Origin of the sequence: Bacillus sp. S14(2024) (assembly GCF_050473785.1) — a bacterium.
Lineage (GTDB): Bacteria > Bacillota > Bacilli > Bacillales > Bacillaceae_G > Bacillus_A > Bacillus_A yunxiaonensis.
Genome location: NZ_JBFLUP010000006.1, coordinates 4,132,868 through 4,159,867 on the forward strand (window position 1 = coordinate 4,132,868; position 27,000 = coordinate 4,159,867).

At 35.4% G+C, this 27,000-nt stretch carries 23 protein-coding genes; 11 read left to right on the top strand and 12 right to left on the bottom strand.

Annotated elements, in window-relative coordinates:
- The first annotated feature begins 1 nt into the window (after nucleotide 1).
- The gene (locus AB1279_RS20960; RefSeq protein WP_429760774.1) at nucleotides 2-1,885 is read left to right on the top strand and encodes a vWA domain-containing protein; all 1,884 of its coding nucleotides are present in this window, start codon (nucleotides 2-4) and stop codon (nucleotides 1,883-1,885) included.
- Between the two features lie 192 nt (nucleotides 1,886-2,077).
- On the top strand, nucleotides 2,078-2,335 hold the full coding sequence (locus tag AB1279_RS20965) for a hypothetical protein (protein ID WP_429760775.1): 258 nt from the start codon (nucleotides 2,078-2,080) through the stop codon (nucleotides 2,333-2,335).
- 333 nt (nucleotides 2,336-2,668) lie between these two features.
- Here the strand turns inward: AB1279_RS20965 and AB1279_RS20970 are convergent, their stop codons facing one another.
- Both AB1279_RS20970 and AB1279_RS20975 read right to left on the bottom strand, forming a co-directional pair.
- Entirely contained in the window at nucleotides 2,669-3,643 is a 975-nt protein-coding gene (locus tag AB1279_RS20970) for an L-threonine 3-dehydrogenase (RefSeq protein ID WP_230575157.1), read from the bottom strand.
- A gap of 34 nt (nucleotides 3,644-3,677) precedes the next feature.
- A complete protein-coding gene (locus AB1279_RS20975) occupies nucleotides 3,678-4,868 on the bottom strand; it encodes a glycine C-acetyltransferase (protein WP_429752264.1) in 1,191 nt (396 codons plus the stop codon).
- Nucleotides 4,869-5,084: 216 nt separating this feature from the next.
- Here AB1279_RS20975 and AB1279_RS20980 point away from each other — a divergent pair, with 216 nt between their 5' ends.
- Both AB1279_RS20980 and AB1279_RS20985 read left to right on the top strand, forming a co-directional pair.
- Nucleotides 5,085-5,816, top strand: coding sequence for a class I SAM-dependent DNA methyltransferase (locus tag AB1279_RS20980; protein ID WP_429760776.1), 732 nt, complete (start codon nucleotides 5,085-5,087; stop codon nucleotides 5,814-5,816).
- Between the two features lie 601 nt (nucleotides 5,817-6,417).
- On the top strand, nucleotides 6,418-7,809 hold the full coding sequence (locus AB1279_RS20985; RefSeq protein WP_429760778.1) for a peptide MFS transporter: 1,392 nt from the start codon (nucleotides 6,418-6,420) through the stop codon (nucleotides 7,807-7,809).
- Nucleotides 7,810-7,841: 32 nt separating this feature from the next.
- Here AB1279_RS20985 and AB1279_RS20990 read toward each other — a convergent pair whose 3' ends face one another.
- Together AB1279_RS20990 and AB1279_RS20995 are read right to left on the bottom strand one after the other, a co-directional pair.
- Nucleotides 7,842-8,021 carry an acid-soluble spore protein H gene (locus AB1279_RS20990; protein ID WP_429752270.1) on the bottom strand — a complete coding sequence of 60 codons (180 nt, stop codon included), beginning with the start codon at nucleotides 8,019-8,021 and terminating at the stop codon, nucleotides 7,842-7,844.
- A gap of 144 nt (nucleotides 8,022-8,165) precedes the next feature.
- Complete coding sequence (locus tag AB1279_RS20995) at nucleotides 8,166-8,453, bottom strand: ArsR/SmtB family transcription factor (protein ID WP_429752272.1); 288 nt, start codon at nucleotides 8,451-8,453, stop codon at nucleotides 8,166-8,168.
- Nucleotides 8,454-9,096: 643 nt separating this feature from the next.
- Between AB1279_RS20995 and AB1279_RS21000 the strand changes: the two genes are divergently transcribed.
- Entirely contained in the window at nucleotides 9,097-10,719 is a 1,623-nt protein-coding gene (locus AB1279_RS21000; RefSeq protein ID WP_429760779.1) for a lactate permease LctP family transporter, read from the top strand.
- A 24-nt stretch (nucleotides 10,720-10,743) separates the two neighbouring features.
- On the opposite strand, the gene AB1279_RS21005 is transcribed toward AB1279_RS21000, so the two are convergent.
- Together AB1279_RS21005 and gloA2 are read right to left on the bottom strand one after the other, a co-directional pair.
- Nucleotides 10,744-12,054, bottom strand: coding sequence for a hemolysin family protein (locus AB1279_RS21005; protein ID WP_429760780.1), 1,311 nt, complete (start codon nucleotides 12,052-12,054; stop codon nucleotides 10,744-10,746).
- Between the two features lie 114 nt (nucleotides 12,055-12,168).
- Nucleotides 12,169-12,555, bottom strand: coding sequence for an SMU1112c/YaeR family gloxylase I-like metalloprotein (gene gloA2 / locus AB1279_RS21010; protein ID WP_429754375.1), 387 nt, complete (start codon nucleotides 12,553-12,555; stop codon nucleotides 12,169-12,171).
- A 153-nt stretch (nucleotides 12,556-12,708) separates the two neighbouring features.
- On the opposite strand from gloA2, the gene AB1279_RS21015 reads away from it, so the two are divergent.
- The 4 genes from AB1279_RS21015 to AB1279_RS21030 all read left to right on the top strand — a co-directional run bounded on the left by AB1279_RS21015 (nucleotide 12,709) and on the right by AB1279_RS21030 (nucleotide 17,819).
- Nucleotides 12,709-13,887 carry a NupC/NupG family nucleoside CNT transporter gene (locus tag AB1279_RS21015; RefSeq protein ID WP_429752277.1) on the top strand — a complete coding sequence of 393 codons (1,179 nt, stop codon included), beginning with the start codon at nucleotides 12,709-12,711 and terminating at the stop codon, nucleotides 13,885-13,887.
- 510 nt (nucleotides 13,888-14,397) lie between these two features.
- A complete protein-coding gene (locus tag AB1279_RS21020) occupies nucleotides 14,398-15,411 on the top strand; it encodes an LCP family protein (RefSeq protein ID WP_429752279.1) in 1,014 nt (337 codons plus the stop codon).
- Nucleotides 15,412-15,799: 388 nt separating this feature from the next.
- Nucleotides 15,800-16,270, top strand: coding sequence for a nucleoside deaminase (locus AB1279_RS21025; RefSeq protein WP_336484023.1), 471 nt, complete (start codon nucleotides 15,800-15,802; stop codon nucleotides 16,268-16,270).
- A gap of 292 nt (nucleotides 16,271-16,562) precedes the next feature.
- Nucleotides 16,563-17,819: a VanW family protein gene (locus tag AB1279_RS21030; protein WP_429760781.1), complete on the top strand. Its 1,257-nt coding sequence runs from the start codon at nucleotides 16,563-16,565 to the stop codon at nucleotides 17,817-17,819.
- A gap of 1 nt (nucleotide 17,820) precedes the next feature.
- On the opposite strand, the gene AB1279_RS21035 is transcribed toward AB1279_RS21030, so the two are convergent.
- Together AB1279_RS21035 and AB1279_RS21040 are read right to left on the bottom strand one after the other, a co-directional pair.
- Nucleotides 17,821-18,093, bottom strand: a complete 273-nt coding sequence (locus AB1279_RS21035) for a hypothetical protein (protein WP_429752283.1) — start codon at nucleotides 18,091-18,093, stop codon at nucleotides 17,821-17,823.
- Nucleotides 18,094-18,109: 16 nt separating this feature from the next.
- Nucleotides 18,110-18,628: an RNase A-like domain-containing lipoprotein gene (locus AB1279_RS21040; RefSeq protein ID WP_429752285.1), complete on the bottom strand. Its 519-nt coding sequence runs from the start codon at nucleotides 18,626-18,628 to the stop codon at nucleotides 18,110-18,112.
- A 153-nt stretch (nucleotides 18,629-18,781) separates the two neighbouring features.
- Here AB1279_RS21040 and AB1279_RS21045 point away from each other — a divergent pair, with 153 nt between their 5' ends.
- Nucleotides 18,782-19,330, top strand: a complete 549-nt coding sequence (locus tag AB1279_RS21045; RefSeq protein WP_429760782.1) for a TVP38/TMEM64 family protein — start codon at nucleotides 18,782-18,784, stop codon at nucleotides 19,328-19,330.
- Between the two features lie 50 nt (nucleotides 19,331-19,380).
- Here AB1279_RS21045 and AB1279_RS21050 read toward each other — a convergent pair whose 3' ends face one another.
- From AB1279_RS21050 to AB1279_RS21060, 3 genes are all read right to left on the bottom strand, one after another.
- On the bottom strand, nucleotides 19,381-21,063 hold the full coding sequence (locus AB1279_RS21050; protein WP_429760784.1) for a M4 family metallopeptidase: 1,683 nt from the start codon (nucleotides 21,061-21,063) through the stop codon (nucleotides 19,381-19,383).
- A gap of 461 nt (nucleotides 21,064-21,524) precedes the next feature.
- Nucleotides 21,525-21,653 carry an NprX family peptide pheromone gene (locus AB1279_RS21055; RefSeq protein WP_429760786.1) on the bottom strand — a complete coding sequence of 43 codons (129 nt, stop codon included), beginning with the start codon at nucleotides 21,651-21,653 and terminating at the stop codon, nucleotides 21,525-21,527.
- Nucleotides 21,654-21,655: 2 nt separating this feature from the next.
- Nucleotides 21,656-22,924: a tetratricopeptide repeat protein gene (locus AB1279_RS21060; RefSeq protein WP_429760787.1), complete on the bottom strand. Its 1,269-nt coding sequence runs from the start codon at nucleotides 22,922-22,924 to the stop codon at nucleotides 21,656-21,658.
- Between the two features lie 196 nt (nucleotides 22,925-23,120).
- On the opposite strand from AB1279_RS21060, the gene AB1279_RS21065 reads away from it, so the two are divergent.
- Nucleotides 23,121-24,584, top strand: coding sequence for a nicotinate phosphoribosyltransferase (locus AB1279_RS21065; protein WP_429752293.1), 1,464 nt, complete (start codon nucleotides 23,121-23,123; stop codon nucleotides 24,582-24,584).
- 52 nt (nucleotides 24,585-24,636) lie between these two features.
- On the opposite strand, the gene AB1279_RS21070 is transcribed toward AB1279_RS21065, so the two are convergent.
- The gene (locus tag AB1279_RS21070) at nucleotides 24,637-26,997 is read right to left on the bottom strand and encodes a heavy metal translocating P-type ATPase (protein WP_429760788.1); all 2,361 of its coding nucleotides are present in this window, start codon (nucleotides 26,995-26,997) and stop codon (nucleotides 24,637-24,639) included.
- Nucleotides 26,998-27,000 lie beyond the last annotated feature (3 nt).

The following is a 27,000-nucleotide window of genomic DNA, read 5'->3' on the forward strand; positions in this document are numbered from 1 at the left end:
CATGAGACAAATTTTTAGTGACAAAAAAATCGATGCGTCTCTGTTTCTGCAAATGGAAAATTTAATGTATGCCCTTCTAAAAGAAGAAAATGCATATTTAGAATATGGATATAAAGCATATTATGACGAAATCGAAAATAAAATTGTCATCAGTCATTTTTGGGATGATCGAAGCGAAACCGATAAAGTGGTCGGTTTAAAAAGTGAGGTATATTTAAAAGCTCTCGGCTACAAACATCATTCCGATATGCAACTTATTCGCAACTATGCAAAAGAATTGCAGCAATCACCACTTAAAAATTTTTTAACGCAATTATTTGTTCTATTAGAAGATTTACGAGTTGAAGAAATTGTTAAACGAGAGCGCCCTGGTACAAAACCAATTTTTGCACGCCGAAAAGAAATGTATCGGAATTATTTCAGCTCACAATACGAAATTAACCGTATTCGTAACTATCATACTGATATGCTCATTTGTTTATGTTACTTAACATTAACAAGCGACAAATACGAAATGTTTAACAACGATTACTTTGAACACATTGAAGCAATCTTACACGAAACATTCCAAACGCGTACTACAGAAGATACAATGTATATTGTAGAAAAAATTCGCTATCGTTTAGAAGATCTCTTAGAGAACGATATGATTAATAACTACTTTGGCCTTGCGCCGCTCAATACTTCTGTAGTTTTTGAAAAAATAGAGGAACGCGTAGATGAATTAGCAAATGACGATGTTCAAATTGTTGATGATGACGATAATAAAAGCAAAATAAACGAAAGCTTTTCAACTTGGCATCGTGAAAATAAAAACAATGAAAACGAAAACTTCTTGCGCTTTGAATTAGAAAGCGGCACAAAAACGAACATGATGGGTGATACGGCCCGGGAATCTGAGGATAGCGATCAAGCGCTCGCTTCTGTACAAGGTACTTCACAAAAAAGTACGCAGTCGAATTTCGACGGAACGGATACTGAAGATACGAGAGCATCCCATGCTTCTAGTCAAAATGAAGGTGTGTACGGTAAGTATAACGTCGGTGCATCACATACATTTAAAGAAGCACGAAAGCCTAATCCTGACGAAAAGAAAGACTATCAGGCCATTAAATCTGTCGTTAATAAAGATGTGAAAGAACTAAAGAAAATTATCGAAAAAACGATTGAAAATAAAACAAACGCACATGCTGATAAATTCTACGGGAGACTTCGTAAAAAATTCCTGCGTATTTATACAGAAAAACAACCACGTATGTTCTATAAAAAAGGACAAGAATCACAAGAACTTGACGTTGTGTTCCACTTATTAGTTGACTGCTCTGGTTCAATGTATAACAAAATGGAAGAAACGAAAAAAAGCGTTGTTCTTTTCCATGAAGCTTTAAAATCATTAAAAATCCCGCATGCAATTAGTGGGTTTTGGGAAGATGCTTCTAGCGCGACCCCAGAAAACAAACCAAATGTCATTCACGAAGTCGTAACGTATCAAAATTCAACGATTCCAAGCATCGGCCCAGAAGTCATGCAACTTCGTGAAGAAGAAGATAATCGCGACGGATACATCATTCGCATCGTTTCAGAAAAACTTGCGAAACGTCCTGAAAAACATAAATTCCTACTTGTATTTACAGACGGCGAACCATCTGCATTAGATTATCAACAAGATGGTATTTTAGATACACATGAAGCTGTAAAACTAGCTCGTAAAAGCGGCATAGAAGTCATTGGAATCTTCATCGAGGAAGGTGAAGCAAAAGAAGCGACCTATCAGTTGATGAAAAACATTTATAACCACCATTTCTTAGTAGCGAATCATGCTGAAGATTTACGATTAAAGATTAAGCCTTTATTGAAGAAGTTATTATTGAAAACGATCGAATAGAAACAGGAGCTGGGGGCAGCTCCTGTTTTTTAGTCGTCTTGCGTCGAAGCGTCGATAAAGTGAAACTTCCCTCAGTGAGGATTTTTTTGCCCGCAAATAACGGGATAAAAGGAAATTCAAAATCCATAGAAATCTTTTTGGGTATATTAAGAAAGAAGTCTACTATTAAATATATTTGAAAGGGTGTTCCATTTGTCTCCCAAAAAAGATGAACAATATACAGATGTTACTGCTGCTAAAGCTCGACATCAATATGTCATTCCTGAGGAACTTCCTGAAGGACCTTACGGTTCTCCCACTAACAGAAAGCTAGGAAAATCGACACCTTGGAATGCGGATCAAAAAACACATAAAGCATTTAGCTACGAATATGAAAAACAATACGAAGAAACAGAATACCAATACCCAGAAGCGGAAAATATAGACACGCATGAACGAAAGTCTAGATAAAGTGAAACTTTAATCAGTGGGGGTTTTCTTCATCCCCCACTGATTATTAGTTGAACCAATCGGGCTTTTACGGGCAGTTTATCTCCCACCTAACTTCTTTGCTTCCACCGAATTTTGAGGTGGGAGTATTACTTCCAGTTAATGCGGGATAAAGTGAAACTCCCATCAGAGCGGGGATTTTCTTCCCCCACAAATAGCGGGATAACGTCTTTAATCGCTACTAGGCGACTTGTTTCTTACCTAAATTGAACTTTCAACAGCAAGTAGCCCTCAAGCTAACTGGACATGCAGACAAAAAAGCCGATTCAATACATTGAATCGGCTTCTTCTCAATTAGCCAAGTACTAGCTCAGCTTCTAATTTTTTTTTTAATTTCGCAAGCATATCAGCAGTCATTTTGTCTAAGTCGTAGTCTGCTTTAAAGCCCCACTCTTCTTTCGCTGCCGTTGCATCGATTGAGTTTGGCCAGCTATCTGCAATCTTTTGACGAGCTGGATCAACTGCGTAATCCATCGTGAATGTTGGAATGTGCTTACGAATAGATGCTGCAATTTGTTCTGGCTCGAAGCTCATTGCTGTAATGTTAAATGCATTGCGATGTTTTAACTTACTTGGATCTGCTTCCATTAAAGAGATAATAGCTTGCAGTGCATCAGGCATATACATCATATCCATGTATGTTCCTTCTGCAATGTAAGAAGTATACGTACCTTTTTTAATTGCTTCATAATAAATCTCAACTGCATAGTCAGTTGTTCCCCCTCCAGGAGGCGCAACATAAGAAATTAAACCTGGGAAGCGTACGCCGCGTGTATCTACGCCAAACTTTTGATAGTAATAATCACATAAAAGTTCTCCAGCTACTTTGTTTACCCCATACATCGTAGTTGGACGCTGAATGGTGTCTTGTGGCGTATTATCTTTTGGTGTTGTCGGGCCGAATGCACCAATTGAGCTAGGTGTGAAGAACTTACAGTTCAATTCACGAGCCGCTTCTAACGCGTTTACAAGACCACCCATATTTAAGTTCCAAGCAAATAGTGGATTTTTTTCCGCCGTTGCAGAAAGTAATGCTGCTAAATGAATGATTGTATCCACTTCATTACGCTTTGCAATCTCATGTAACTTTTGACCATCTGTTACATCTAGTATTTCAAATGGGCCAGACTTTACAACTTCACTATCTGTTTCACGAATATCTGTTGCGATAACGTTTGATGCACCATATACATCACGAAGTTTCGTTACAAGTTCAGAACCAATTTGGCCTAAAGAACCGGTTACTAGAATTTTTTTCATTTTCCCCACTCCTCATTTGCAAGCTTTCATAGATGCGAATGTGTTAAATAATTCCCATTTCTTTCCCAACTTTTTCATACGTGCGAATTGCTTCATCAAGCATTTCTTTCGTATGTGCTGCTGTTGGCATATTACGAACACGGCCTGTGCCTTTTGCTACAGTTGGGAACACAATTGATTTTGCATATACGCCCTCTTCATTTAGACGCTTACTAAATTGTTGTGTTAATACTTCATCACCAATAATACAAGGTGTAATTGGTGTTTCACTGTCTCCAATGTTAAAACCAAGCTCTTTTAAGCCTTGTTTTAAATAACGACCATTTTCCCATAAACGATCGTGCAATTCTGTGCTTTCCATTAAAATTTCAATGGATCTCATACATGCTGCTGCATCAGCCGGCGTTAATGCTGTTGAGAATAAGAACGGACGTGAACGAACTTTTAACCAATCGATTAAGTTTTTCTTACCAGCAACATATCCACCAATTACACCAATTGCTTTAGATAATGTACCGATTTGGAAATCAACTTTATCAGATAGTCCAAAATGTTTAACCGTACCAGCACCTTTTCCAAGTACGCCAGAACCGTGCGCATCGTCAACATAAGTCATTAAATCTAGTTCTTCTGCAATTTCAACGATTTCTGGTAGTTTTGCTACATCGCCATCCATTGAGAATACACCGTCTGTAATAACCATTAATTTATTGTATAAGCCAGATTCCTTTGCTTCGATTGCTTTTTTACGTAAATCTTCCATATCGGAATGTTTATAAACAATAATTTTCGCTCTTGATAAACGGCTACCATCAATAATAGATGCATGATTTAATTCATCAGAAAGAATTGCGTCATTTTTATCCATAACAGCTGAAATCGCTGCCATATTACAGTTGAAACCAGATTGATATGCGATTGCTGCTTCTGTATGTTTAAACTTTGCAATTGTTTCTTCTAATTTCACATGTAAATCAAGCGTACCATTAATTGTACGAACAGCACCTGCACCAACGCCATATTTATGAATTGCACCAATTGCTGCTTCTTTTAAACGTTCGTCTGTTGCTAAACCAAGGTAGTTGTTTGAAGATAAATTAATATATTCTTTTCCGCCAATTGTAATGACTGGTCCATTAGAACTTTCAAGCGGATCAATAACGTTATAAAGCCCCTTTGATTTCAAATCATCTAGGTTTTCTACTAAAAATTTGTCAAGTGTTTTGCTAGACATCGTGAAACCTCCCTATCATTCATATTAAAGAAAGCATTATCATAATATAGGCAATACTCCCTTTAATAGCTTAACACGTTTCAAAAAAATATTATAGGAAAATAGCCAAAAGTAAACGCTTACAAATAATGATTATATATTATACAATTGCAGAAATCTATTATTATTATTTGGATTTTGTTAGAATTTAAAAAACGCTTACAGGGAGATGAGTGAATGTCTTATACAGAATCTGATGTTTACAATGAGGACCTATTTTTTGAACAATATATGAAACGTAGACATCGAACCGATAATCCAAACGACACGATTGAAAAGCCCGCTCTCTTACAGTTACTTGGCCATATAAAAGATAAAAGTATTCTTGACCTTGGCTGCGGCGATGCACACTTTGGAGTAGAGCTAATGCAGAAAGGCTGCCAATCTTATACCGGAATTGAAGGCTCTCATCGTATGTATGAAGAAGCTCAAAAGCAATTACAAAATACAAATGGAGTTGTTCATCTCTTAAACCTCAAGGACTATACATACCCACCTTCTACTTTTGATATCGTTACATCTAGACTTGTCCTTCACTATATTGAACATATTGATGATACTTTCAAACAAATTTTTCAAACGTTAAAACCTGGTGGCACTTTTTCCTTTAGTGTTCAACACCCAGTTATTACTTCCGCATTTGAAAGCTTACAAACAAGTGGAAAACGAACTAGCTGGCTTGTTGATGATTATTTTAAAACTGGTAAACGCGTCGAGCCATGGATGAATGAGCAAGTTATTAAATATCATCGTACAATTGAGCAATACTTCCTCTCTTTACAAAAGGCTGGTTTCACAATTACTCGTTTACGCGAAGCAACACCAGAACCTCAGCATTTTCAAAGTGGAGAAGAATATGAACGTAGACTGCGTATTCCTCTGTTTTTATTATTTTCATGTACAAAATGAAGTGAAGCTTTCATCAATGTTTTTTCATCCCCACTTCACAATCTTGAGGCGGAGGGATCTTACTGCCCACGAATAGCGGGATAAAATTAGCAAAAGAATACATCAATGCTCCTTTATTAATGCTGCGAAAAACGATAAAATATACAAAATTAGTGATAATGTTTTAAATACAACTGATGACGTACTGGTTGCTAACTTAATGCTAGATAGCATTGAATAATACTTTACTTTGTAAAATAAAATATCTAGTAAAAAACAACTTCTATAGTATAGAAGTTGTTTTTTACTTTGTATTCTTATTCAAAATATGTTATATTCCAAAAGTATATCAGAAAAATATTATATATATCAGAAAAATTATTTTAATTGGAATTTTCTGAATTAGTACACTTTTTTATTCTTTTTGGACAAAAAAGAACACATTTGAAAACGCTTATTTTAAGGTTTTCGGGGAAAAATACAAATTATGACGAGGTTTTTTTAGAATTAACGAAATGTTTTTATTATATTTCCATATAATTCTATTGACTTCTAAATATTTTGTAAATTAAAATGATTACATAAATATCCGTTATACAGGACAGGATTAGGAGGAAAAAATATGGATGCAGCTTTAAAGTTACAAAAAGCTGAAGAACAACAATCACCGAAGAAACATCCTCCGGGATTATACTTGTTGTTCTTAACAGAAATGTGGGAAAGATTCAGCTATTATGGAATGCGTGGACTTTTAGTTCTTTATTTAACAACTGCAGTTGTTAGCGGTGGACTTGGATTTGACAAAGCTTTTGCAGTGCAATTATACGGAACTTTTACAGCTTTAGTATATTTCACACCAATTTTTGGTGGATGGTTAACTGACCGCTTTATCCCAAGACGTCTTGCAATTACTATTGGTGGTATTGTTATGGCACTTGGTAACTTTGTATTATTTTCAATGAATACAAAAACTGGACTCTTTTTAGGATTAGGATTATTAGTTATTGGTAATGGATTCTTCAAACCAAATATCTCTACCCTATTAGGTGAACTATACGGTGAAAATGATTCACGCCGTGACAGTGCTTTCACAATCTTTTACATGGGTATCAACGTAGGGGCTTTCTTTGCACCACTTGTTTGTGGTTTCCTAGCACAAGATTTCTTTAAAACAAGCGTTAACGGTACTATGGTAATGGGATACAAATATGGCTTCCTAGCTGCTTGTATCGGTATGATTATCGGTCAGATTTTATTTAACCTATTAGCTCCTCGTTACCTTGGTAAAGCAGGAACAACAGTTATAGGTAAAAAATCAAAAGACAAAAGCGCAAAAGTAATTGAGAAAAAACCTTTAACAAAACAAGAAAAGAACCGTACTTGGGCAATCATCATTTTAACTTGCTTCGTTGTTTTCTTCTGGGCAGGTTTTGAACAAGCCGGTAGTTCTTTAACTCTTTATACAGATAAATTCGTTGATCGTACGATTTTCGGATGGGAAATTCCAACACCTTGGTTCCAATCTGTTAACCCATTATTTATCGTTTTATTAGCACCACTTGTTTCTACGTTATGGGTAAAACTTTCTAAAACAAAAAATGGCGATTTAAAAATCCCGACAAAAATGGCACTTGGTATGATTTTGTTAGGAATCGGTTACCTTGTATTAACATTAGCAGTTCTAAAAACAGGTAGTGATGAAGCTCATATTGTTACAAAAGCTAACTTACTATTTATTGTTTTCACATACCTATTCCATACAATTGGTGAGCTATTCCTATCACCAATCGGTCTATCAATGGTAAGTAAAGTTGCCCCTGTAAAATTAGCATCTCTATTAATGGGAGTATGGTTAGCGGGTTCTGGTATGGCGAACTATCTAGCTGGTGCACTAGCTTCCTTCACACAATCTTTAGGCTACTTAGAAGTATTTGCAAGCATCGGTATTATCGTTATGGTACTCGGTTTAATACTTCTTATGTTCTCTAAAATGATTTCACGTATGATGGAATAAATGTAAAAAGCGGAGAAATATCTCCGCTTTTTTTAATGCTCTTCTAATGCAGTAATATCTACTTGTACTGTTTCATGTGGTGTTTTTATATCGTGTACATTAGCAAGTCCACTTGCCTCATCACAGCTTTCAATCCAGACAGGCACACCGTGATATGTAACGTCAATTCTACTTGATGATGATAAAATTTGTTTCGCTCGCTTTATATCCACTATTGGTCCCTCCTTATTCTTTATTACATTCTTTTTTATATTGCCATGTCTGGATGAATTTTATCCTCCTTCACTTCTATAACCTAACTTCACAAAAAAAAGGCATGTACAAATACATACCTTTTTTTCCATAATATCCAAATTTTAAGAAAATAATGTTTTTACAACTTCACTTACTTTATCACTGTAAACTTGATAATATACTTCTAAACCACGTCTTTCAAAACGTACGACTTTATTTTGCTTTAACTTTGTTAAATGTTGTGATACTGTAGATTGCGGAATTTCTAATACTTCCTGTAGCTGTGTTACGTTACAAGTTCCACGCTGCATAAGCTCCATTACAAGACGAAGACGAAGCGGATGAGCCAGCGCTCGCAACATTTGTACATCCTCTTCTGAAATACGACACTCAAATTGATTTGGACACATACTTTCCCCTCATTTTTTCTTTTTATTTTTCTATTTGTACACGTTTATTTTTATATTTCTACCTATTATTAAATTTTATACTGAATAATTTCTAACAATAAAACCTACCTTCCCCCTTTATATAAAGAGAAAATCCTCTTTTTGATGTTTGAATATTATACTATACGACTCCGACAAAAAGCAAAGTATCTCTAATCATGTTCATTGCTTTCCAAAACTATTTTCTCAATACTTTTGTTATATTTTTTACATCTCATTTTTCTATATTAGATCCCACTAGTAATCGTTCTCTTCAATTCGGCACGTACAAGACATATCCCCTATCTCTTTAACTCCTGAAGAGGGATCTTACTGCCCGCGAATAGCGGGATAGAACATATAAAATCAAAGAATATATAAGCACCATATAACATATCCTATTCATGCACGCTTTTTACTGTATACCAACCCCCTTTTACATCTTCCAATTTTTTCATAAAATGTAGCAGATTTTTTACAGTTAAAGGTTCTATGGAATAATTATACTTTTCCACGTTGACAATAGTGTTGAAGGAGACTATACTAACAATGTAAGTTGATTGTGAATTATTTCACAAATAAATGTGAATAGCTTCACAAATTATATATAGGAGATGTCGCAATTATGAGTACATGGACACAGATTTATGACCCATTACACAACATTTGGCTATCAGCACTTGTAGCCGCTCTACCAATTTTATTTTTCGTAATATGTTTAACAGTCTTTAAAATTAAAGGATACTTGTCTGGACTTTATAGTGTTATTTTAGCTATTATTCTTTCTATATTTGTCTATAAAATGCCCGCAACTATGGCTGTAACATCCGCTGCCTTTGGTGTAGCCGCTGGATTTTATCCAATTTGTACAATTGTTATCGCAGCCATATTCCTTTACAAATTAACTGTAAAAACTAAGCAATTTAACGTCATTCGTGACAGTATTTCTAGCATTACAGACGACCCTCGCCTTCAAGTATTATTAATTGCTTTTTCCTTCGGCGCTTTCTTAGAAGGTGCAGCAGGTTTCGGTGTACCAGTTGCTATTACAGCAGCACTGCTTGTAGGTATGGGATTTGATCCATTAAAAGCAGCAGGGATATGCTTAGTTGCTAATATTGCCGGCGGTGCAATGGGTGCAATGGGTATTCCAGTTACAGTACCTGCTCAATTAACTCAACTTGACGCATTAACTGTTGGTCGTTATACAGTTGGAATTTTACCATTTATTAGTTTCGTCTTACCATTCTTACTTGTTGCAATCGTTGATGGTTTTAAAGGAATTAAAGAAACTTGGCAAGGTATTTTTGTAAGCGGCGGTTCTTTCGCTCTTACTCAATTCGTTGTAACATATTTCCTTGGTGCAGAACTTACTGATATTTTCGCAGCTGTAGTTAGCATGGTTGCATTAGCATTATTTTTACGTGTATGGCAACCAAAATCTTCAACAAAAGAGAAAGCAAAACAAAATGAAAAACAAAGTTATACAATGAAACAAATTTTATATGCTTGGTCACCATTTGTATTCTTAACTGTATTTGTAACAATTTTCAACTTAAAAGTAGTAAAAGCTTTATTCGCTCCAAATGGTGCATTAAGTAACTTAGTATGGAATATTCAAGTACCTGGCCTGCACAATCACGTGATTAAAACAGCGCCAATCGTTAAAGCAAATACACCGTTTCCAGCAATCTTTAAATTAGATGTATTCTCATCAACAACTACTGCAATTGTACTTGCAATTATCGTATCTTTACTTGTATTTCGTGTCAGCGGTAAGTTAGTAAAAGAATTAACTATTGAAACATTAAAAGAGTTAAAAACACCAATTTATACAATCTGTAGTGTAATTGCATTAGCATATGTAACAAACTATTCTGGTATGTCTTCAACTCTTGGATTAGCTTTATCATCTACTGGAGATGCATTCCCTATTCTTTCTCCAATCTTAGGTTGGATTGGCGTATTCTTAACTGGTTCTGTAGTATCCAGCGGTTCTCTATTTGCGCCTCTTCAAGCTGTTACAGCCGCTCAATTAGATATCGTTCCTTCTACTCTTGTTGCATTAAACGTAGTAGGCGGTACAATGGCAAAAATGGTATCACCACAATCAGTTGCTGTAGCTTGTGCGGCAGTTGGACTAGTTGGTAAGGAATCAGCGTTATTTAAAACAACAATGAAATATAGTTTAATCTTCTTATTAATTATTAGCTTACTTCAGCTTAACGCTGTGTTCCATATTTTCTAATATAAAAGGCTGATGACTCGTTCATCAGCCTTTTTCTTTCGTTTCCATTTTTTTAATCTCTACTCGCTTAATTTGATGAATATCTTTTTCAAGAATAGTAAATGTCCATTCACCAACAACAGCCGTATCCCCTTCTGCAATTGGTTGTCCTTGCATCATTAACCATCCCCCAATTGTGTCAACATCCTGTTCATCCAAATGTAAACCGAACAAATCATTAATCTCACTTATTAATACTTTTCCGTCAACTATTTTACAATCGTCAGTAACATGTTGAATAGGTGGATGTTCATCCTCATCATATTCATCTTGAATTTCTCCCACAATTTCTTCTAAAATATCTTCAAGCGTAACAAGTCCTGCTGTTCCACCGTATTCATCATATAAAATGGCCAACGGAATACGTTTTTTTTGCATGTTTAACAATAGATCATGTATTGGAATGTTTTCCATTACTTCAATAACAGGCCTTGTATATGTCGTGATTGATTTTGCTTCTTGCTTTTCTCCATCCATATAACGGATAAAGAAATCCTTCACATTCACCATTCCTATAACCTCATCTTTATCTTCACCGAATACTGGATATCTTGTATATTTTTCTTGCCGAATAATTTCAATATGTGTTTCAAATAAATCTTCCGCATATAATCCAACAATTTCCGTTCGCGGCACCATAATCTCTTTCGCAAGACGATTATCAAATTCAAAAATATTATTTACGTATTTGAATTCCGCTTGATTAATCTCTCCGCTTTCATAACTCTCTGATAAAATAAGGCGGAGCTCTTCTTCTGAGTGTGCAACTTCATGTTCAGAAGCAGGTTTTAGTCCAAATAAACTCGTCACAAAACGAGCGGCATGATTTAATGTCCAAATAAATGGATACATTATGCGATAAAAATAAATTAATGGCTTTGAAAACATTAGACTAATTTGCTCTGCTTTTTGAATTGCAAATGTTTTTGGTGCTAATTCTCCAATTACAACATGTAAAAAAGTAATAACAGCAAATGCGATAATAAAAGATACAGTATTAGCAATTGGAGGAGCCATTCGAAGTGTAATCAATACAGGTTCTAATACATGTTTTACAGTTGGTTCACCTAACCATCCAAGTCCAAGTGCCGTAATTGTAATCCCAAATTGACACGCTGACAAATATTCATCTAAATTAGAAATCACCTTTTTTGCCGCTATTGCTCCTCGCCTTTTTTCTCCTACGAGTTGATCAATGCGACTACTGCGTACTTTAACAATGGCAAATTCAATTGCAACAAAAAAGCCTGTTAACGCAATTAAAACGGCAACCAGTATTAAATTTCCTATTTCCAAATACCTCCCTCAGCTGCAGACAGCTAAGGTTACACCTCCTGCAAAAGATAAGTTTAACTTTCTTTATTTTCCCTCATTCCTTCATAAGAAAACCTGTATAAATTTCACATATTTTTATTTCTCATATAATTCCAGCGGTAATCCATCGGGATCTTGAAAAAACACAAAACGTTTTCCAGTAATTTCATCGATTCGAATTGCTTCCGTTTGTATACCATGCTGCTGTAGATATGACACAGCTTCTTCTATACATTCAACAGCAAACGCTAAGTGTCTCAATCCCGCTGCCTCCGGAAACGTTTTTCGCCTTGGTGGATTAGGAAATGAAAATAATTCAATTTGATATGTATCTCCAACACATAAATCAAGCTTATATGACTCTCTTTCTTCTCGATATACTTCACGTAAAACTTGAAAACCAAGTACTTCTGTATAGAATTTTTTTGATGCTTCATAATTTGAACAAATAATTGCGATGTGGTGAACATGAGTAATATTCATCGTATCTTTTCCTTTCTTGCATATTCTTCTATGAAATGAAAAACCTATATAAGGTGAAACTTCCATCCGTGGAGAGTTCTTTCATCTCCCACTGATGGAAAGCCCGCCCGATCGGGCTTTTACGGGATAAAACAGTTCATAAGGAGGCTTACTATGAAATTTTTCACATTTGTGCTCGGACTCATTGTTGTTTTTTTTCTTGCTTTTATAGCAAGTAACAATAGAAAACATATTAAGTTCAAGTCAATTCTTATCATGCTTATCATCCAATTAATTTTAACGTTCCTATTATTAAATACACAAATGGGGCTTATCCTTGTAACAGCAATTTCTAATTTGTTTAGTAAATTATTAGAATACGCTGCTGCAGGTGTAAATTTCGTATTTGGTGGTCTTTTAAACAAAGGAGAAATGTCCTTCTTTTTAAGTGTTTTACTTCCAATTGTATTTATCTCTGTGTTAATTGGAATCTTACAACACTTTAAAATTTTACCATTTATTATTCGCTGGGTTGGCTTTTTACTTAGCAAAATAAATGGACTTGGTAAACTAGAGTCCTATAACGCAGTTGCATCTGCTATTGTTGGACAATCAGAAGTGTTTATTACTGTAAAAAAACAGCTCGGGCAAATTCCAAAACATCGTCTATATACGCTATGTGCTTCAGCAATGTCCACAGTATCCATGTCTATCGTTGGTGCCTATATGACGATGATTGAACCAAAGTATGTTGTAACTGCTCTCGTCTTAAACTTATTTAGTGGATTTATTATCGTATTAATCATTAATCCATACGATGTGAAAGACGAAGAAGATATTTTAGAAATCAAGGAAGAAAAACAGACTTTCTTCGAAATGCTAGGAGAGTACATTTTAGATGGATTTCGTGTCGCAGTTGTTGTTGGAGCAATGTTGATTGGTTTCGTTGCTCTTATAAGCGCCATAAACGGCTTATTTGCAATCATTTTTGGTATTACATTTCAACAATTACTCGGATATGCATTTTCTCCAATTGCTTTCATTATTGGCGTACCTGCTACAGAAATTGTACAGGCAGGCAGTATTATGGCAACAAAGCTTATTACAAATGAATTTGTAGCCATGATGGATTTAAATAAACTTGCCCATACACTCTCTCCTCGTACTGTAGGTATTATTTCCGTCTTTCTAGTTTCTTTTGCAAATTTCTCTTCTATTGGAATTGTTTCAGGAGCAGTAAAAAGCTTACATGAAAAACAAGGAAATGTCGTTGCAAGGTTCGGCTTAAAACTCCTATACGGAGCAACATTAGTAAGTATTCTATCTGCAACTATTGTCAGTATTATGATTTAAATAGGTAAATGTTGATCTTTTTTCCTTTATTTTTTGTATACAATAATTTTTAAACAGATGCCTTCATTATGTGTAAGGTATCTGTTTTTTGTATAGAACCTTTTCATACAGTGTAACGTATGAAACATTTATCCCGCTATTCGCGGGCAGTAAAATCCCCATCTCAAAATTCAGAGAGAATCGTTGTCCAGCTCTAGCGGCAAGAATCTCCGGTCGTTTCACCCCTTCGGACGAGGCAAGAAGCGCCTCTCTGCCTTAGGCGCGGGCATCCTGCGATTCTGGGCGAGCCGCTTCCGCTTTTCTACAGAAGATAGGTGGGGATAACTGCTGGCATGCGCCCCACTGATGGAAAGTTCACTTTATGTCAAATTATATGTTTCATATATTTCATTTTCATGTCAATTAGAAATATATAGTGAAAACCCATTGTATTTATGTACAATAGAAAGTGTGCCTTTTTTAAAATTATAAGAAAATATTTTAATTGATTGTTTAAAAGGAGAAATATTAATGAAGCCTGATTTAGAAACGACAGATAGAGTATCAACAAGACACTCTAAGAAAAAGCGTATACTATGGTTTGTTCTCGTTCCTTTATTCCTTGTGATTATTGGAGGAGGCAGCTATTTCTTCCACATATATAACAAAGCACAAGCTGTTGCGGATGGTGCATACTCCCAATTAGGACGAGGAGATAAATCTGATAAACGCGAAAAAGCAGTGAAACCGATGACAGATAATGTTTCCATCTTAATCATGGGTGTAGATGAAAGTGATACACGCGCAAAAGAATACGGAAAAGCAATTCGTACAGATGCATTATTACTTGCAACTATTAATAAAAATGATAAATCTGTAAAGCTATTAAGCATTCCTCGTGATTCTCGCGTATATATTCCATCAGAAAAGAAAGAAGATAAAATTACACACGCACACGTATTTGGTGGCGTTGATAGTACAATAAATACAGTAGAACGTTTTTTAGATGTTCCTGTTGATTATTACGTAAAATTTAACTTTAAATCATTTATAAAAATTGTTGATTCTCTTGGCGGCATTGATGTAGATGTACCAGTTACATTTACTGAACAAGACAGTAAAGACCAACCTGGTGCTATTCACCTTGAAAAAGGTCGTCAGCACTTAAATGGCGAACAAGCACTTGCATTAGCAAGAACACGTCATATTGATACTGACTATATGCGTGGTCAGCGTCAACAACTTGTTTTAGAAGCAATTGCTAAAAAAGCATTATCTGTAAATTCGATTGACAAACTTGGTGGCTTACTAGATGCAGTAGACAATGATATTAAAACAAACTTAACTTTCGATGATATGATGGCAATTACTAAAAACACAATGGATTCCGGCCTGAAAATGGATAAATTACAAGTAAAAGGGAAAGACGAATATATCGATGGTGTATATTATTACATCCCTGACGAAAAAAATGTTCAATCTATTTCTGAAGAACTACAAAACCACCTCGGTGTTACGGGTAAATCAGATCATAAGAAACTATAAGAAAAACCAGCTGTTGTATACAATAAGTAGTTCAGATAACGTGAAGAAAATTGCAAATAAAAAAGCAAAAAGCTAACAAAAACGCAATGTAATCAACCTAACAAATAACAAGTAAAGTAAAAAACACAAAGGACATTTTGTTCTTTGTGTTTTTTACTTTACTGTACTTATTTCTCAAATTGTTCAGTTCCTTATGCCGTTATTACTTTTTTGAAATATGCGTTTCAAATTCATATAAATCTTCATCGCATTCATCACATTGACAATATCCGTTGTCACGTTGTCAAAAACTATGTTATTTTGTGTGCTAATTATCATGTAAATCTAATAAAATACGATGAAGACGCTGAATAATAGTATTCACCGATAAAGCAAAAAGGAGAACAAAATGAACATACATAGTAGGTTTATGAAAGAAGCCATTACACTTGCAACAGAAAATGTAAAGAATCAAGGCGGACCGTTTGGAGCTGTCATTGTAAAAGATGGAAAGGTCATTGCAAAAGGAGTTAATCGCGTCACAGACTCTTGTGATCCAACCGCTCATGCCGAAGTTGTTGCGATTCGTAATGCTTGTCAAACACTGCAAACCTTTGATTTAAGTGGATGCACCTTATATACAAGTTGCGAACCATGTCCAATGTGTTTAGGAGCAATATATTGGGCAAGACCTAATGCAGTGTATTATGCAGCATCACGAAAAGAAGCAGCACACGCTGGATTTGATGATGATTTTATTTATGACGAAGTACCACTAGAACCAGAGAAACGCTCCCTACCATTTTATCACCTTTCTTCAATTGAACACCACGAACCTTTTACAACATGGAATAATACAGAAAACAAAACATTGTACTAATCATTACTGTATACAACAGCTGCTTTTTTTCTTATACACACTTATCTTTCCATTACACATCGAAATATACATTTCATACTGCAATACAAGCATGAATTTCTTTCATTCCCCCACATAAAAATCCTAATTAAAGGTAATTATATTACAAAAATGTAACGTTTTTTTACAAAAATATTACACAGACGATAAAATTAGTAGTATACTAGTTTGTAATCAATATCGTTTTTATCATTTTATACGTTAGAAATCATACATATAATAACCTAAACATTTTCTTTTTGGGGGGAAATAAATGAAATTACGCAATTGGATTATTGGTTCTGCGATTGCTGGTGGAATCGTGCTTTGTGCTGGCGGTGTTGGCGCATATCAATATGTATCCAAATTGAATCATCAGTTAGATACATACGTTTTACCCCACACAACATTTGAAGGTATTTCCTTAGATGGCAAAACGAAAGCTGACGTTCAAAAAATTATTCAGCAAAAAGTTGATGAATTAAATAAAAAATCCGTAAACTATGCCTTACAAGACAACGCACATACATATACTTGGCAAGAACTAGGCGTTGAATATAAGGAAACAGATGTTGCAGATAAAATTTTCAAAGAACAAACAGGAAATATTTCCAATCGTTATAAAATGCGTAAACAAGCTGAAAAAGGTGAACTAAAGCGTGACTATAAGATAGATCCTTCTATAAACACAGCAAAATACGATGCATTTATAAAAGATAAATACAATGATCTCTTAGTAGAGCCTGCCAATGCAGAATTATCTGTTTCGGGAACAACAGTTAATATTAGCGAGAGTAAGGATGGCGAAAAGGTTGATAAAGAAAAATTAAAATCTTTAACAGCAGAAGCAATTGCTACAAATAAGCAGGACATCCAAGTTCCAGTCGTAGCCGTGAAACCCGAACACTCAACAGAAGATATAAAAAACATGGGGATTCAAGAAGTAATTGGTGAGTTTTCTACTCCGCTGGCTGGACGAAATGCAAACCAAACATTTAACGTACAACGCGCTACGAATACATTAACAGGAGTACTTATTGCACCAGGTGAAACATTTAGCTTTAACAACCGTGTTGGCATAACAGATGGGGCACATGGCTATAAATCAGCTGCTGTATATGTAAACGGAAAAGTTGAACAAAGTGCTGGTGGTGGTGTTTGCCAAGTAAGTAGTACATTATATGGTGCTGTATTACGTGCTGATTTAGGTGTTGTAGCTCGGAGTAATCATTCTTTACCAGTACATTACTTACCACTTGGTCAAGATGCAGCTGTTGCTGACTATGGTCCTGATTTGAAATTTACAAATAATACTGGCAAGTATATTTACATTCAATCATTCACGAATGGTAGTAGTGTAACTGCTCGTATTTTCGGTACAGATACAGGAAAAAATGTAGAAATTTCTTCGAAAGTTGTAAGTGAAACTGATCAAAACATTGTAGCTGTAACATATAAAAAAGTAACACAAAATGGCCAAGTGCTCTCCAACGGTCAAATTTCAAAAAGCACATACAAAAAGGCGGGATAATTCACGCCTTTTTGTTTTGTAATATAGAAACAAAATTATTTATATGTGCTTTTGTTTCTTCTATTGTCCATATACGATTCCCATACCGCTCAGCTTCTTGACATGCTTTCTTCCAATCTGCTGTTTTTTGCATTTGAGCAAATTCTTGTAATAATTTCTCTTTCGTTTCTTGTTCTTCCTGTTCTTCAAACTGTTGCATAATATCATTCATTTCTTCTTCATATATACTTAATGTACAATATGCCTTAAGGAAATATTGAAATGTCGAATACATAAATTCCCCGCCTTTCTTATTTCTCAGAAGGATAAGAAGTAATAATTTTAAAACCGAGCTGACTTCCCTTATCTTTCTGCAACACAGTTACCGTATTACGAAGCCCATCTTTTACACGCATATCTTTTTTTAATACTGCTTTTCCAACTGGAAATGCATGCTTTGTATTCAATACAAGACGACTTTCCTTCGATTCTTTCAGCCATGTATCAATTTCTTTTTCATGCTGCTTTAAACTATCTTTTACCGCCTTTGTTGCCGTTTCTTTATCATAATATGTACTTGCAGCAGATACTTTATCTGTACGCAATCGTTCTTTTAACTGCTCTTCTGTTTTACCAACGTGACGCTCTAACGTATGACCATTTTTCGGTGGTCCTTCCATTTCATCTAAAATGTTGTCACTAACTTTTACAACTGATGCTGCATTATTTTCTTTTTGCTTCGTTTGTTTTTGTTGTTGTCCTGAACATCCACTTAATACAAGTATCATCATAAGCATTACGCTTATAACAACATTCCATAATCGTTTCATCGTATCACCTCTTTCATGATTATTGTATTATCTTTAGAAAAAGTCAATTCTATGGTTTATCACAAAAAAATGGGGGATGAACCATAGATAGATGTTGTCTTCATATGAAAAATGTGATGTAATTCTTAAAAAGGCAAAGGAAATTTAATTCATATGGAAGAAACGATTCAATCTTTTCTCACAGCGCATCATACAATTGCAATCCCACTTAGCATCTTACTCAATATTCTTATTAGCTTAGTAGCCTTTATTCCTAGTATTTTTTTAACTGCTATTAACATCGCGTTATTTGGAATAACTGAGGGGACACTTATATCCATTGCTGGGGAAGCGTTAGGCGCTATTTTCTCTTTTTATTTATATCGACTTGGTTTTCAAAAAATAGCTCAAAAAAATATAGATAAGCATCCAAAAGTACAAAAACTTCTTTATGTACAAGGAAAAGAGGCTTTCTTTCTCGTTTTATCATTTCGCCTCTTCCCCTTTATCCCTTCTGGCATCGTTACATTATTTGCGTCTTTAGGAACGATGTCCCTTTTAACTTTTAGCGTCGCTAGTACACTTGGTAAAATACCAGCATTACTTATTGAAGTGTATTCCACCTATCACGTCATGAAGGGAACAAATGAAGCAAAGTGGATTATTGCCATTGCTGGTTGTATCGGCTTGTTTTATGTATGGAAAACATGGAGGAAAAAATGAAAAAAGGAGCAAATGCTCCTTTTTTCATTTTTTATAAACGGGAGTGGAACCTATTTCACACCAACTGCATCATAAGACTGATTCACAGCTGCCACTTCTGCAGAGTTTGCACCATATAGATCAGCCGCTGCTTGTACTAATCCAGCACGAGCTTGACTAAATGTTGTAGATTGAGTGAAATATACTGTATTTGCACGATAGTAGATTGCAGCTACTTTATCGTTACCAATACCATTCACAGTTACACCATAATGTGTACCGCCATTTGCTAATAAGTAAGCAGCTTTATTGATAATACTGCTATTTGTATGAACGCCGCCATTATCGCTCGTTCCAGTATAACGTTTAGAGTAATGATCTGGGTCACCATATTTTGTTGGATCGCTCATAGAACGAAGCGCATCCCCAGCTTTACCAGGTGTATAAATATCTTCCCCAATTTCCCAATCTGGATTACGGTTATCATAGTATTCTATTAATGTCCCAAAAATATCAGAGATTGCTTCATTTAATGCACCAGATTCATTTTGATAAATAAGATTAGAACTTCTTTCTGTCACAGCGTGCGTTAATTCATGTCCGACAACATCAATACCACCGGATAATGGAATAAATGTAGTTCCATCTCCATCACCATACACCATTTGTGTTCCATTCCAGAAAGCATTGTTATAGTTGCTTCCATAATGAACTGTTGATTTTAACGCCCCACCAGCGTTGTCATAAGAATTACGGTTAAATTTGTTTTTATAGTAATCATACGTTACACCAGCATAGTACTGCGCATCCACTGCCGCTGCATCACGAGTAGCATTAAAGATGTTATCTGCATCCGCCCATAGCGTTCCTGGGAGAGTCGTACGATTTTTCCCATCATATGTGTAAATTACTGCACCGCGTGTATTATCTTGTAAATAATAGCTAGAGCCAGATAATGTTGTATTAATAGACTTTGTATCACCTAACACACCTACGCCTGTTCCTACTTTATTTGTTCCTGTTACAGGCTTCACACTAGTACCAGCTGCAGGTTTAATTGGTGACTTATTTTCTGTTGCATTATGAATTGTATTATATTTATTTAAAACTTTACCGCTATCAGCTTCAATGAAATAATAATAGTTTCCTGGCTCTGGATCTAAGAAGTTTAATTTCACAACATATGCATACGTTGTGTCTTCACCATTTTGATATACATATAAGTCTGCAGATGGATCTACTTCATACTTTGGAGTGAATCCTAAGTCTTGTTGTGCAATTGCAATTGCTTTTTTGCCTTCAATTTTATTTTTGTTCTTCAATTTCTCTTTCTTGTCTAACTCAGGCGCAACTGTTCCTGATACAACTTGTAATGCACCATCTTTCCCAACATGAGCCACTTGAGTAGATCCCCATACTGGTACACCTTCATACATTTGTTGTAAGCGTACAACTGTTGCTCCTCCAACAGAATCCTTTTCAACTTTCTGTACTTTAAAAGATTCTTCTGCACTTTTTGCTCCTAATTTATACTCCTTTTTAGCAGAGTTTAAATAATCAAATACAACAGATTCTGCCTTCTTTCCTGATGCACTAGTTAGATTGCCCGATACAAACTCAGGAGACTGTACTGCCTCATTGTATTTCTTTGTGGACAGTACGTTCTTTGAATCTGCAAATGCAGAGCTTGTCCCTCCAAATGTTGTCACTGCCATTCCAGCTGCTAACACAAACGCTAAACCCTTTTTCTTCATATTCTCTTCCCCCTAAAAATTTTTTTAAAAGAGTAGCTTTATAGTAGCATTAAGTTTCCACTATTAAAATACTGAAAATTTAAATAATTTCTTTCTCAAGTTTTGGAGAATTTTGACGAACAATTTTTGAAAAACCTCTTTCCTGATGAAAAGAGGTTTTCTCTTCTACGCTATGCTATTTAAATATTTATGTCGGGTTGATTCTAACAATCAACATATCAAAGTCGCAATATTAAAATATATTATTTCTCAAGTTTTGGAGAGTTTCGACTAACACTTTTTGAAAAGCCTCTCCAGAGCGGATAGATCATCATATGCAGGATTACAATCATCATCGCTACCAGCGAACACTAAAAAAGATGGCCTCGGTATAGTACCGAAACCATCTTTTAAATTCTTGCGTTTCTAAAGATTCTCCGCTACTTTTAGGCAGTAAGAACCCGATTGGTGAGAGCTTTCCATTATATATTTACAACTTCAGCTTCATTTGTCCCTTGTCCAAAAACATCTGGTCTATTAGCATACTGCGTATCAGCTATTACAACTATTGAAACTACTGTTACAATGATACCGAGTACTATTTTTTTCATTCTTATCCCTCCCGGATTGTTTCTAGAGCCTCAATGGCTAGTTTATAATACTTATTACTTTCTTTAAATTCCAAGCAATTAGCAAAATATTCAGCGATCTCTACATATACTTTCTTTAATTCTTTTATACTTCCTGCACTTTTGAAAAAAGGAATTGCCTCTGTTTCTAAAAATAGTTTATACGCACTTGGCTCTGCAAAATACTTATAACGAAGCATAAGGAGTAAGTACAACTTCGTATTGCACCTTTCATCTTTCTTAGCAGAAATGATCCCCTTATCAATCCACTCTTTTGCTTCTTCTAATTGTTCAAGATGAATACATTGAAGGGCCATCTCATATAAAGTATCAACGTAATTCACATCTTCTTTTTGATATTGTAAACTTTCTACATAATATTTTTTGGCCTCTTCATAATTTTTCTTTCTATTGTATATATCTCCAACATTACTTAATGTGATTGACATTAATGCATCTTTTTCTGAAAAAGAATCTGCCTCACGCAGTATACTTTCATAAATTTTTAATGCTTCATCATACTGTCCTTTTTCAGCATAGCTTATCGCAACGATGATTTGACAATTAATCACATTTCGGAACTTATATTCACTACGAAATCCTTCCATAGCAATATTAGCAAAATGAAGTGCCATATGTGGAATTTCCAAATAACTATATGCAAGTGCTAAATTATAATAAATTCCGGTTTCATAATAATTCTGCTCTTTTATCATTAACTCCGTCTGAATTAAAAGCTGCAATCCCTCTTGCCATTTATGCTGTAGGCAATAGCATAAAGCCTGACTATACTTATACAACAGTTGCTGAAATGGAGAGTATTTTTTATAAACTTTTTTAAGTTTCTCCAATTCCTCTTTAAGGACTGGTATATTTCTCTTCATAATTAAATACCGCGTATATAACAATTTATAATAATTCACAATTTCAAAATCACTAATTTGTTTCATTTCAATTTCTAATTCTCTATATAGCTCTTCAACTTTATGCTTATTTAAATGAACTAGCGCTTGTAACCACTCATCTAACTTCTCTTTCACTTCCGCCTCAATATCTCTTAAATCTGAAACCGCAATCTCTAATCTCGTACATAGCAACTGCAATATTTCTTCAGAAGCTTCAATTTTTCCATTTTCAATTTTACTTAAATATGAGACGGAACAAATGCCCTGACAGAGCTCTTCTTGAGTCATTCTTTGTTGAAGTCGTTTATAAAAAATTTGTTTACCCATTTTTTCTAAATTTTGCTGCATACGTCCCTCCTCCATTCTAATGTATACCCTATTACTTTAATAATACATAAAATTGGATGAAATATAAATTGATAAATAGAAATGTTCCGAATATTTTTCGTTTATTTTTACTCTATAATATTCATGATAGTTATCATTTTAGCAAAAACTAGAAAAAAGAGGTATACTATAACCAAAATATGGAGGTGTTTACGTTATGACGCATTATAAAGACGATAGTTACGCCTTACACACAGACTTATATCAAATTAATATGACCTATACATATTGGAAAGATAATATTCATAACCGTCGTGCAGTATTTGATTTATACTTTCGCAAGCTGCCTTTTGACAATGGTTATGCTATTTTTGCAGGGCTTGAAAAGATTATAGAGTACGTGGAGAGCTTTCAGTTTACAGAAAGTGATATTGCCTATCTAAAGGAACTTCAATTTGAAGAAGATTTTTTACACTACTTACAAAATATGAAGTTTAGTGGATCCATTCGCAGCATGCAGGAAGGCGAAGTTGTCTTTCATAACGAACCGCTTTTACGTATAGAAGCACCACTTGGAGAAGCGCAAATTATTGAAACGGCTCTCTTAAATATCGTGAATTACCAAACATTAATCGCAACGAAAGCTGCTCGGATGAAGCATGCAGCTGGTGATAATGAGCTCCTCGAATTCGGAACACGCCGCGCTCATGAATTCGATGCGGCACTTTGGGGAACACGTGCAGCATTCATCGGTGGTTTTTCTTCAACAAGTAATGTTCGGGCAGGAAAACGTTTTGGCATCCCTGTTGCCGGCACACATGCTCATTCTTTTGTACAAGCGTATCGTGATGAATATGTGGCATTCAAAAAATATGCAGAAACACATAAGAAATGCGTTTTTCTTGTCGATACATATGACACATTAAAATCTGGTGTGCCAAATGCCATCCGCGTAGCGAAAGAATTTGGTGAACGTATTGACTTCTATGGCATTCGTCTCGATAGCGGTGATATGGCATACTTATCAAAAGAAGCACGTAAAATGCTAGATGCTGCAGGTTTTACAAATACAAAAATTATCGCTTCAAGTGACTTAGATGAATACACCATCTTACATTTGAAATCGCAAGGAGCAAAAATTGATGTATGGGGTGTTGGAACAAAATTAATTACATCATTTGAACAACCAGCATTAGGCGCCGTTTATAAACTAGTTTGTATTGAAGACGAAAACGGCGTACTAAACGACACGATTAAAATTTCTTCCAATCCCGAAAAAATTACAACACCAGGATTAAAGCGTCTCTATCGTATTATCAATCGCGTCAATCAGCATGCAGAAGGTGATTATATTGCATTAGAAACAGAAGAACCGCAACAAGAAGAGCGCTTAAAAATGTTCCACCCTGTTCATACGTATATTAGTAAGTTTGTGACGGACTTTGAAGCAAAAGAACTACATCATGATATTTTCGTAAACGGACAGCGCACATACGAATTGCCGGACATACTTACTATTCAGAGTCACACACAACACAGTTTAGCATCCTTGTGGGAAGAATATAAACGGACACTAAATCCAGAAGAATACCCCGTCGATTTAAGTCAAGCGTGCTGGGATCATAAAATGAACTATATTCAAACAGTTCGAGAACAAATTGCAAATTCTACAAAAAAATAAGGAAAGAAGCATCTCGCTTCTCTCCTTTTGCTTTTATAAAGTGAAACTTCTATCAGGCTTTTACTCGTAATACACGCATCGCATTTAACACAGCTAGCAAAGTTACACCAACATCTGAGAAGACTGCTTCCCACATTGTCGCAATGCCAAATGCTCCTAATAAAAGAAAAACTCCCTTTATTCCTAAAGCAAAAATAATATTTTGCCATACGATACTCCGTGTACGTTTCGCAATTTGAATAGCCGTTACAATCTTCGAAGGTTCATCTGTCATAATAACAATGTCAGCTGCTTCAATTGCTGCATCCGATCCTAAACCACCCATTGCAATACCAACATCTGCTCTTGCTAATACTGGTGTATCGTTAATGCCATCTCCAACGAACGCAATTTTTTCTTTCGGATGTTTTGTCGCATCAATTTTTTCGATTTCTTCTACTTTTTGATGCGGCAACAGTTCTACATGTACTTCGTCAACCCCAAGCTGTTTTCCAACTGCTTCACCTACTAATTTCGCATCACCAGTTAACATTACTGTTCTCTTCACACCAAGTTGTTTTAATGATTGAATTGCTTGCTTAGCATCTTCTTTGATTTCATCAGAAATGACAATGTATCCGGCATACACACGATCTACGGCTACGTGTACCAGTGTTCCAACAGTTTGCGGTTGCTGGAATGTAATATTTTCTTTACTCATTAACTTTGCGTTTCCAGCAAAAATTTCTTTTCCGCTTACTTTCACAACTGTACCATGACCAGAAATTTCATTATACTCCTCGATCATATGCTCGTTCACTGCTTTTCCATATGCAGCTCGAATCGACTGGGCGATTGGATGATTTGAATATACTTCTGCAAATGCTGCATACTCTAATAATTCTTCTTTCGACACAAATTCACTTGGCTGCATATCTGTTACTTTAAATACACCTTTTGTTAACGTGCCTGTTTTATCAAATACAATATGTTTCACATCATTTAACGCTTCTAAATAGTTACTTCCTTTTATTAAAATTCCGCTTTTAGATGCTCCGCCAATACCGCCGAAGAAACCAAGTGGAATAGAAACAACTAATGCACAAGGACAAGAAATAACAAGAAAGACTAGCGCTCTGTAAATCCAATCTGAGAACGTTGCTCCCTCCAAAATAATTGGCGGGACAAATGCTAATACTGCAGCTGTAATTACAACCGCCGGTGTATAATAACGAGCAAACTTCGTAATAAAGTTTTCCGTCTGTGCTTTACGGCTACTTGCATTTTGCACCAAATCAAGAATTTTTGAAACGGTAGATTCACCGTATTCTTTCGTCACCTCAATTGTTAATACACCATTTTGGTTCACAAAACCGCTTAATACATCACCGCCGACTTCTACTTCACGCGGCACAGATTCTCCAGTTAACGCTGATGTATCTACCATCGATGTTCCTTCTATTACTTTACCGTCTAACGGTACTTTTTCACCTGGCTTGACGATAATGAAATCACCAATTTGCACATCTTCTGGTGATACTTGTTTCGTTTCATTTCCTAGCTTTAAATTTGCATAATCAGGTCTAATATCCATTAACGAACTAATCGACTTACGCGAACGATTCACCGCAATACTTTGGAACAGTTCACCTACTTGATAAAAGAGCATAACCGCGACAGCTTCTGGATAGTTTTGAGTCCCAAAAGCACCAAGCGTCGCAACTGCCATTAAGAAATTTTCGTCAAACACTTGCCCGCGTGTAATATTCTTTACAGCACGTAAAACAATCTCTCCACCTATAATAATATAAGCAATAAGGAAAAGCGGGATTGCAATGACTTGCGGTAATGAAGCTAGTGCAGCAACAACTGTGAAAATTGCCCCAATCGATAAGCGCCAAATCATTTTTTTCATACCAGCGTCTCCGTGGTCATGACTATGATCATGCTCTGTTTGCTCTTTCTCTCGTACTACTTTCACTTCTGGCTCTAGTCGCTGTACAATTTCTTTTATGTTTTCAATAGTAGTCTCTAATTCTTTTTTATTTGCTACTTCTACTCTTAATTTTTTCGAAACAAAATCAACAGACGCAGATGCAACTGCAGGCATTTCGTTTATTTTTGTTTCTATTTTCATTGCACAATTCGCACAATCCAAGCCTTCTAACACAAATGTTTCTTTTGTTGCTTTTGTTTTTTGTTCTTCTTTCACATGAATATGTGGTTCTAATTTATTTACAATTTGCTTTGCTTCCATTACAACGTGTTCTTCTTTTTGTTTCGCTGTTTCTACCGTCATTGTTTTCGTTACAAAATTAACAGAACAAGAAGATACTCCTTCTAACTCCCCAACACCTTTTTCAATTTTCATTGCGCAGTTCGCACAATCTAATCCCTCTAACACAAGTTTTCGTTTTACCAATGCGTCCCCCATATG

What these genes read in the sequence shown, in the direction of transcription:
- AB1279_RS20960 (WP_429760774.1), top strand. Translation starts at nt 2, where the DNA reads ATGAGACAAATTTTTAGTGACAAAAAAATCGATGCGTCTCTGTTTCTG.
- AB1279_RS20975 (WP_429752264.1), bottom strand. Translation starts at nt 4,868, where the DNA reads ATGTCTAGCAAAACACTTGACAAATTTTTAGTAGAAAACCTAGATGAT.
- AB1279_RS20980 (WP_429760776.1), top strand. Translation starts at nt 5,085, where the DNA reads ATGTCTTATACAGAATCTGATGTTTACAATGAGGACCTATTTTTTGAA.
- AB1279_RS20985 (WP_429760778.1), top strand. Translation starts at nt 6,418, where the DNA reads ATGGATGCAGCTTTAAAGTTACAAAAAGCTGAAGAACAACAATCACCG.
- AB1279_RS20995 (WP_429752272.1), bottom strand. Translation starts at nt 8,453, where the DNA reads ATGTGTCCAAATCAATTTGAGTGTCGTATTTCAGAAGAGGATGTACAA.
- AB1279_RS21000 (WP_429760779.1), top strand. Translation starts at nt 9,097, where the DNA reads ATGAGTACATGGACACAGATTTATGACCCATTACACAACATTTGGCTA.
- gloA2 (WP_429754375.1), bottom strand. Translation starts at nt 12,555, where the DNA reads ATGAATATTACTCATGTTCACCACATCGCAATTATTTGTTCAAATTAT.
- AB1279_RS21015 (WP_429752277.1), top strand. Translation starts at nt 12,709, where the DNA reads ATGAAATTTTTCACATTTGTGCTCGGACTCATTGTTGTTTTTTTTCTT.
- AB1279_RS21020 (WP_429752279.1), top strand. Translation starts at nt 14,398, where the DNA reads ATGAAGCCTGATTTAGAAACGACAGATAGAGTATCAACAAGACACTCT.
- AB1279_RS21025 (WP_336484023.1), top strand. Translation starts at nt 15,800, where the DNA reads ATGAACATACATAGTAGGTTTATGAAAGAAGCCATTACACTTGCAACA.
- AB1279_RS21030 (WP_429760781.1), top strand. Translation starts at nt 16,563, where the DNA reads ATGAAATTACGCAATTGGATTATTGGTTCTGCGATTGCTGGTGGAATC.
- AB1279_RS21035 (WP_429752283.1), bottom strand. Translation starts at nt 18,093, where the DNA reads ATGTATTCGACATTTCAATATTTCCTTAAGGCATATTGTACATTAAGT.
- AB1279_RS21040 (WP_429752285.1), bottom strand. Translation starts at nt 18,628, where the DNA reads ATGAAACGATTATGGAATGTTGTTATAAGCGTAATGCTTATGATGATA.
- AB1279_RS21045 (WP_429760782.1), top strand. Translation starts at nt 18,782, where the DNA reads ATGGAAGAAACGATTCAATCTTTTCTCACAGCGCATCATACAATTGCA.
- AB1279_RS21050 (WP_429760784.1), bottom strand. Translation starts at nt 21,063, where the DNA reads ATGAAGAAAAAGGGTTTAGCGTTTGTGTTAGCAGCTGGAATGGCAGTG.
- AB1279_RS21055 (WP_429760786.1), bottom strand. Translation starts at nt 21,653, where the DNA reads ATGAAAAAAATAGTACTCGGTATCATTGTAACAGTAGTTTCAATAGTT.
- AB1279_RS21060 (WP_429760787.1), bottom strand. Translation starts at nt 22,924, where the DNA reads ATGCAGCAAAATTTAGAAAAAATGGGTAAACAAATTTTTTATAAACGA.
- AB1279_RS21065 (WP_429752293.1), top strand. Translation starts at nt 23,121, where the DNA reads ATGACGCATTATAAAGACGATAGTTACGCCTTACACACAGACTTATAT.
- AB1279_RS21070 (WP_429760788.1), bottom strand. Translation starts at nt 26,997, where the DNA reads ATGGGGGACGCATTGGTAAAACGAAAACTTGTGTTAGAGGGATTAGAT.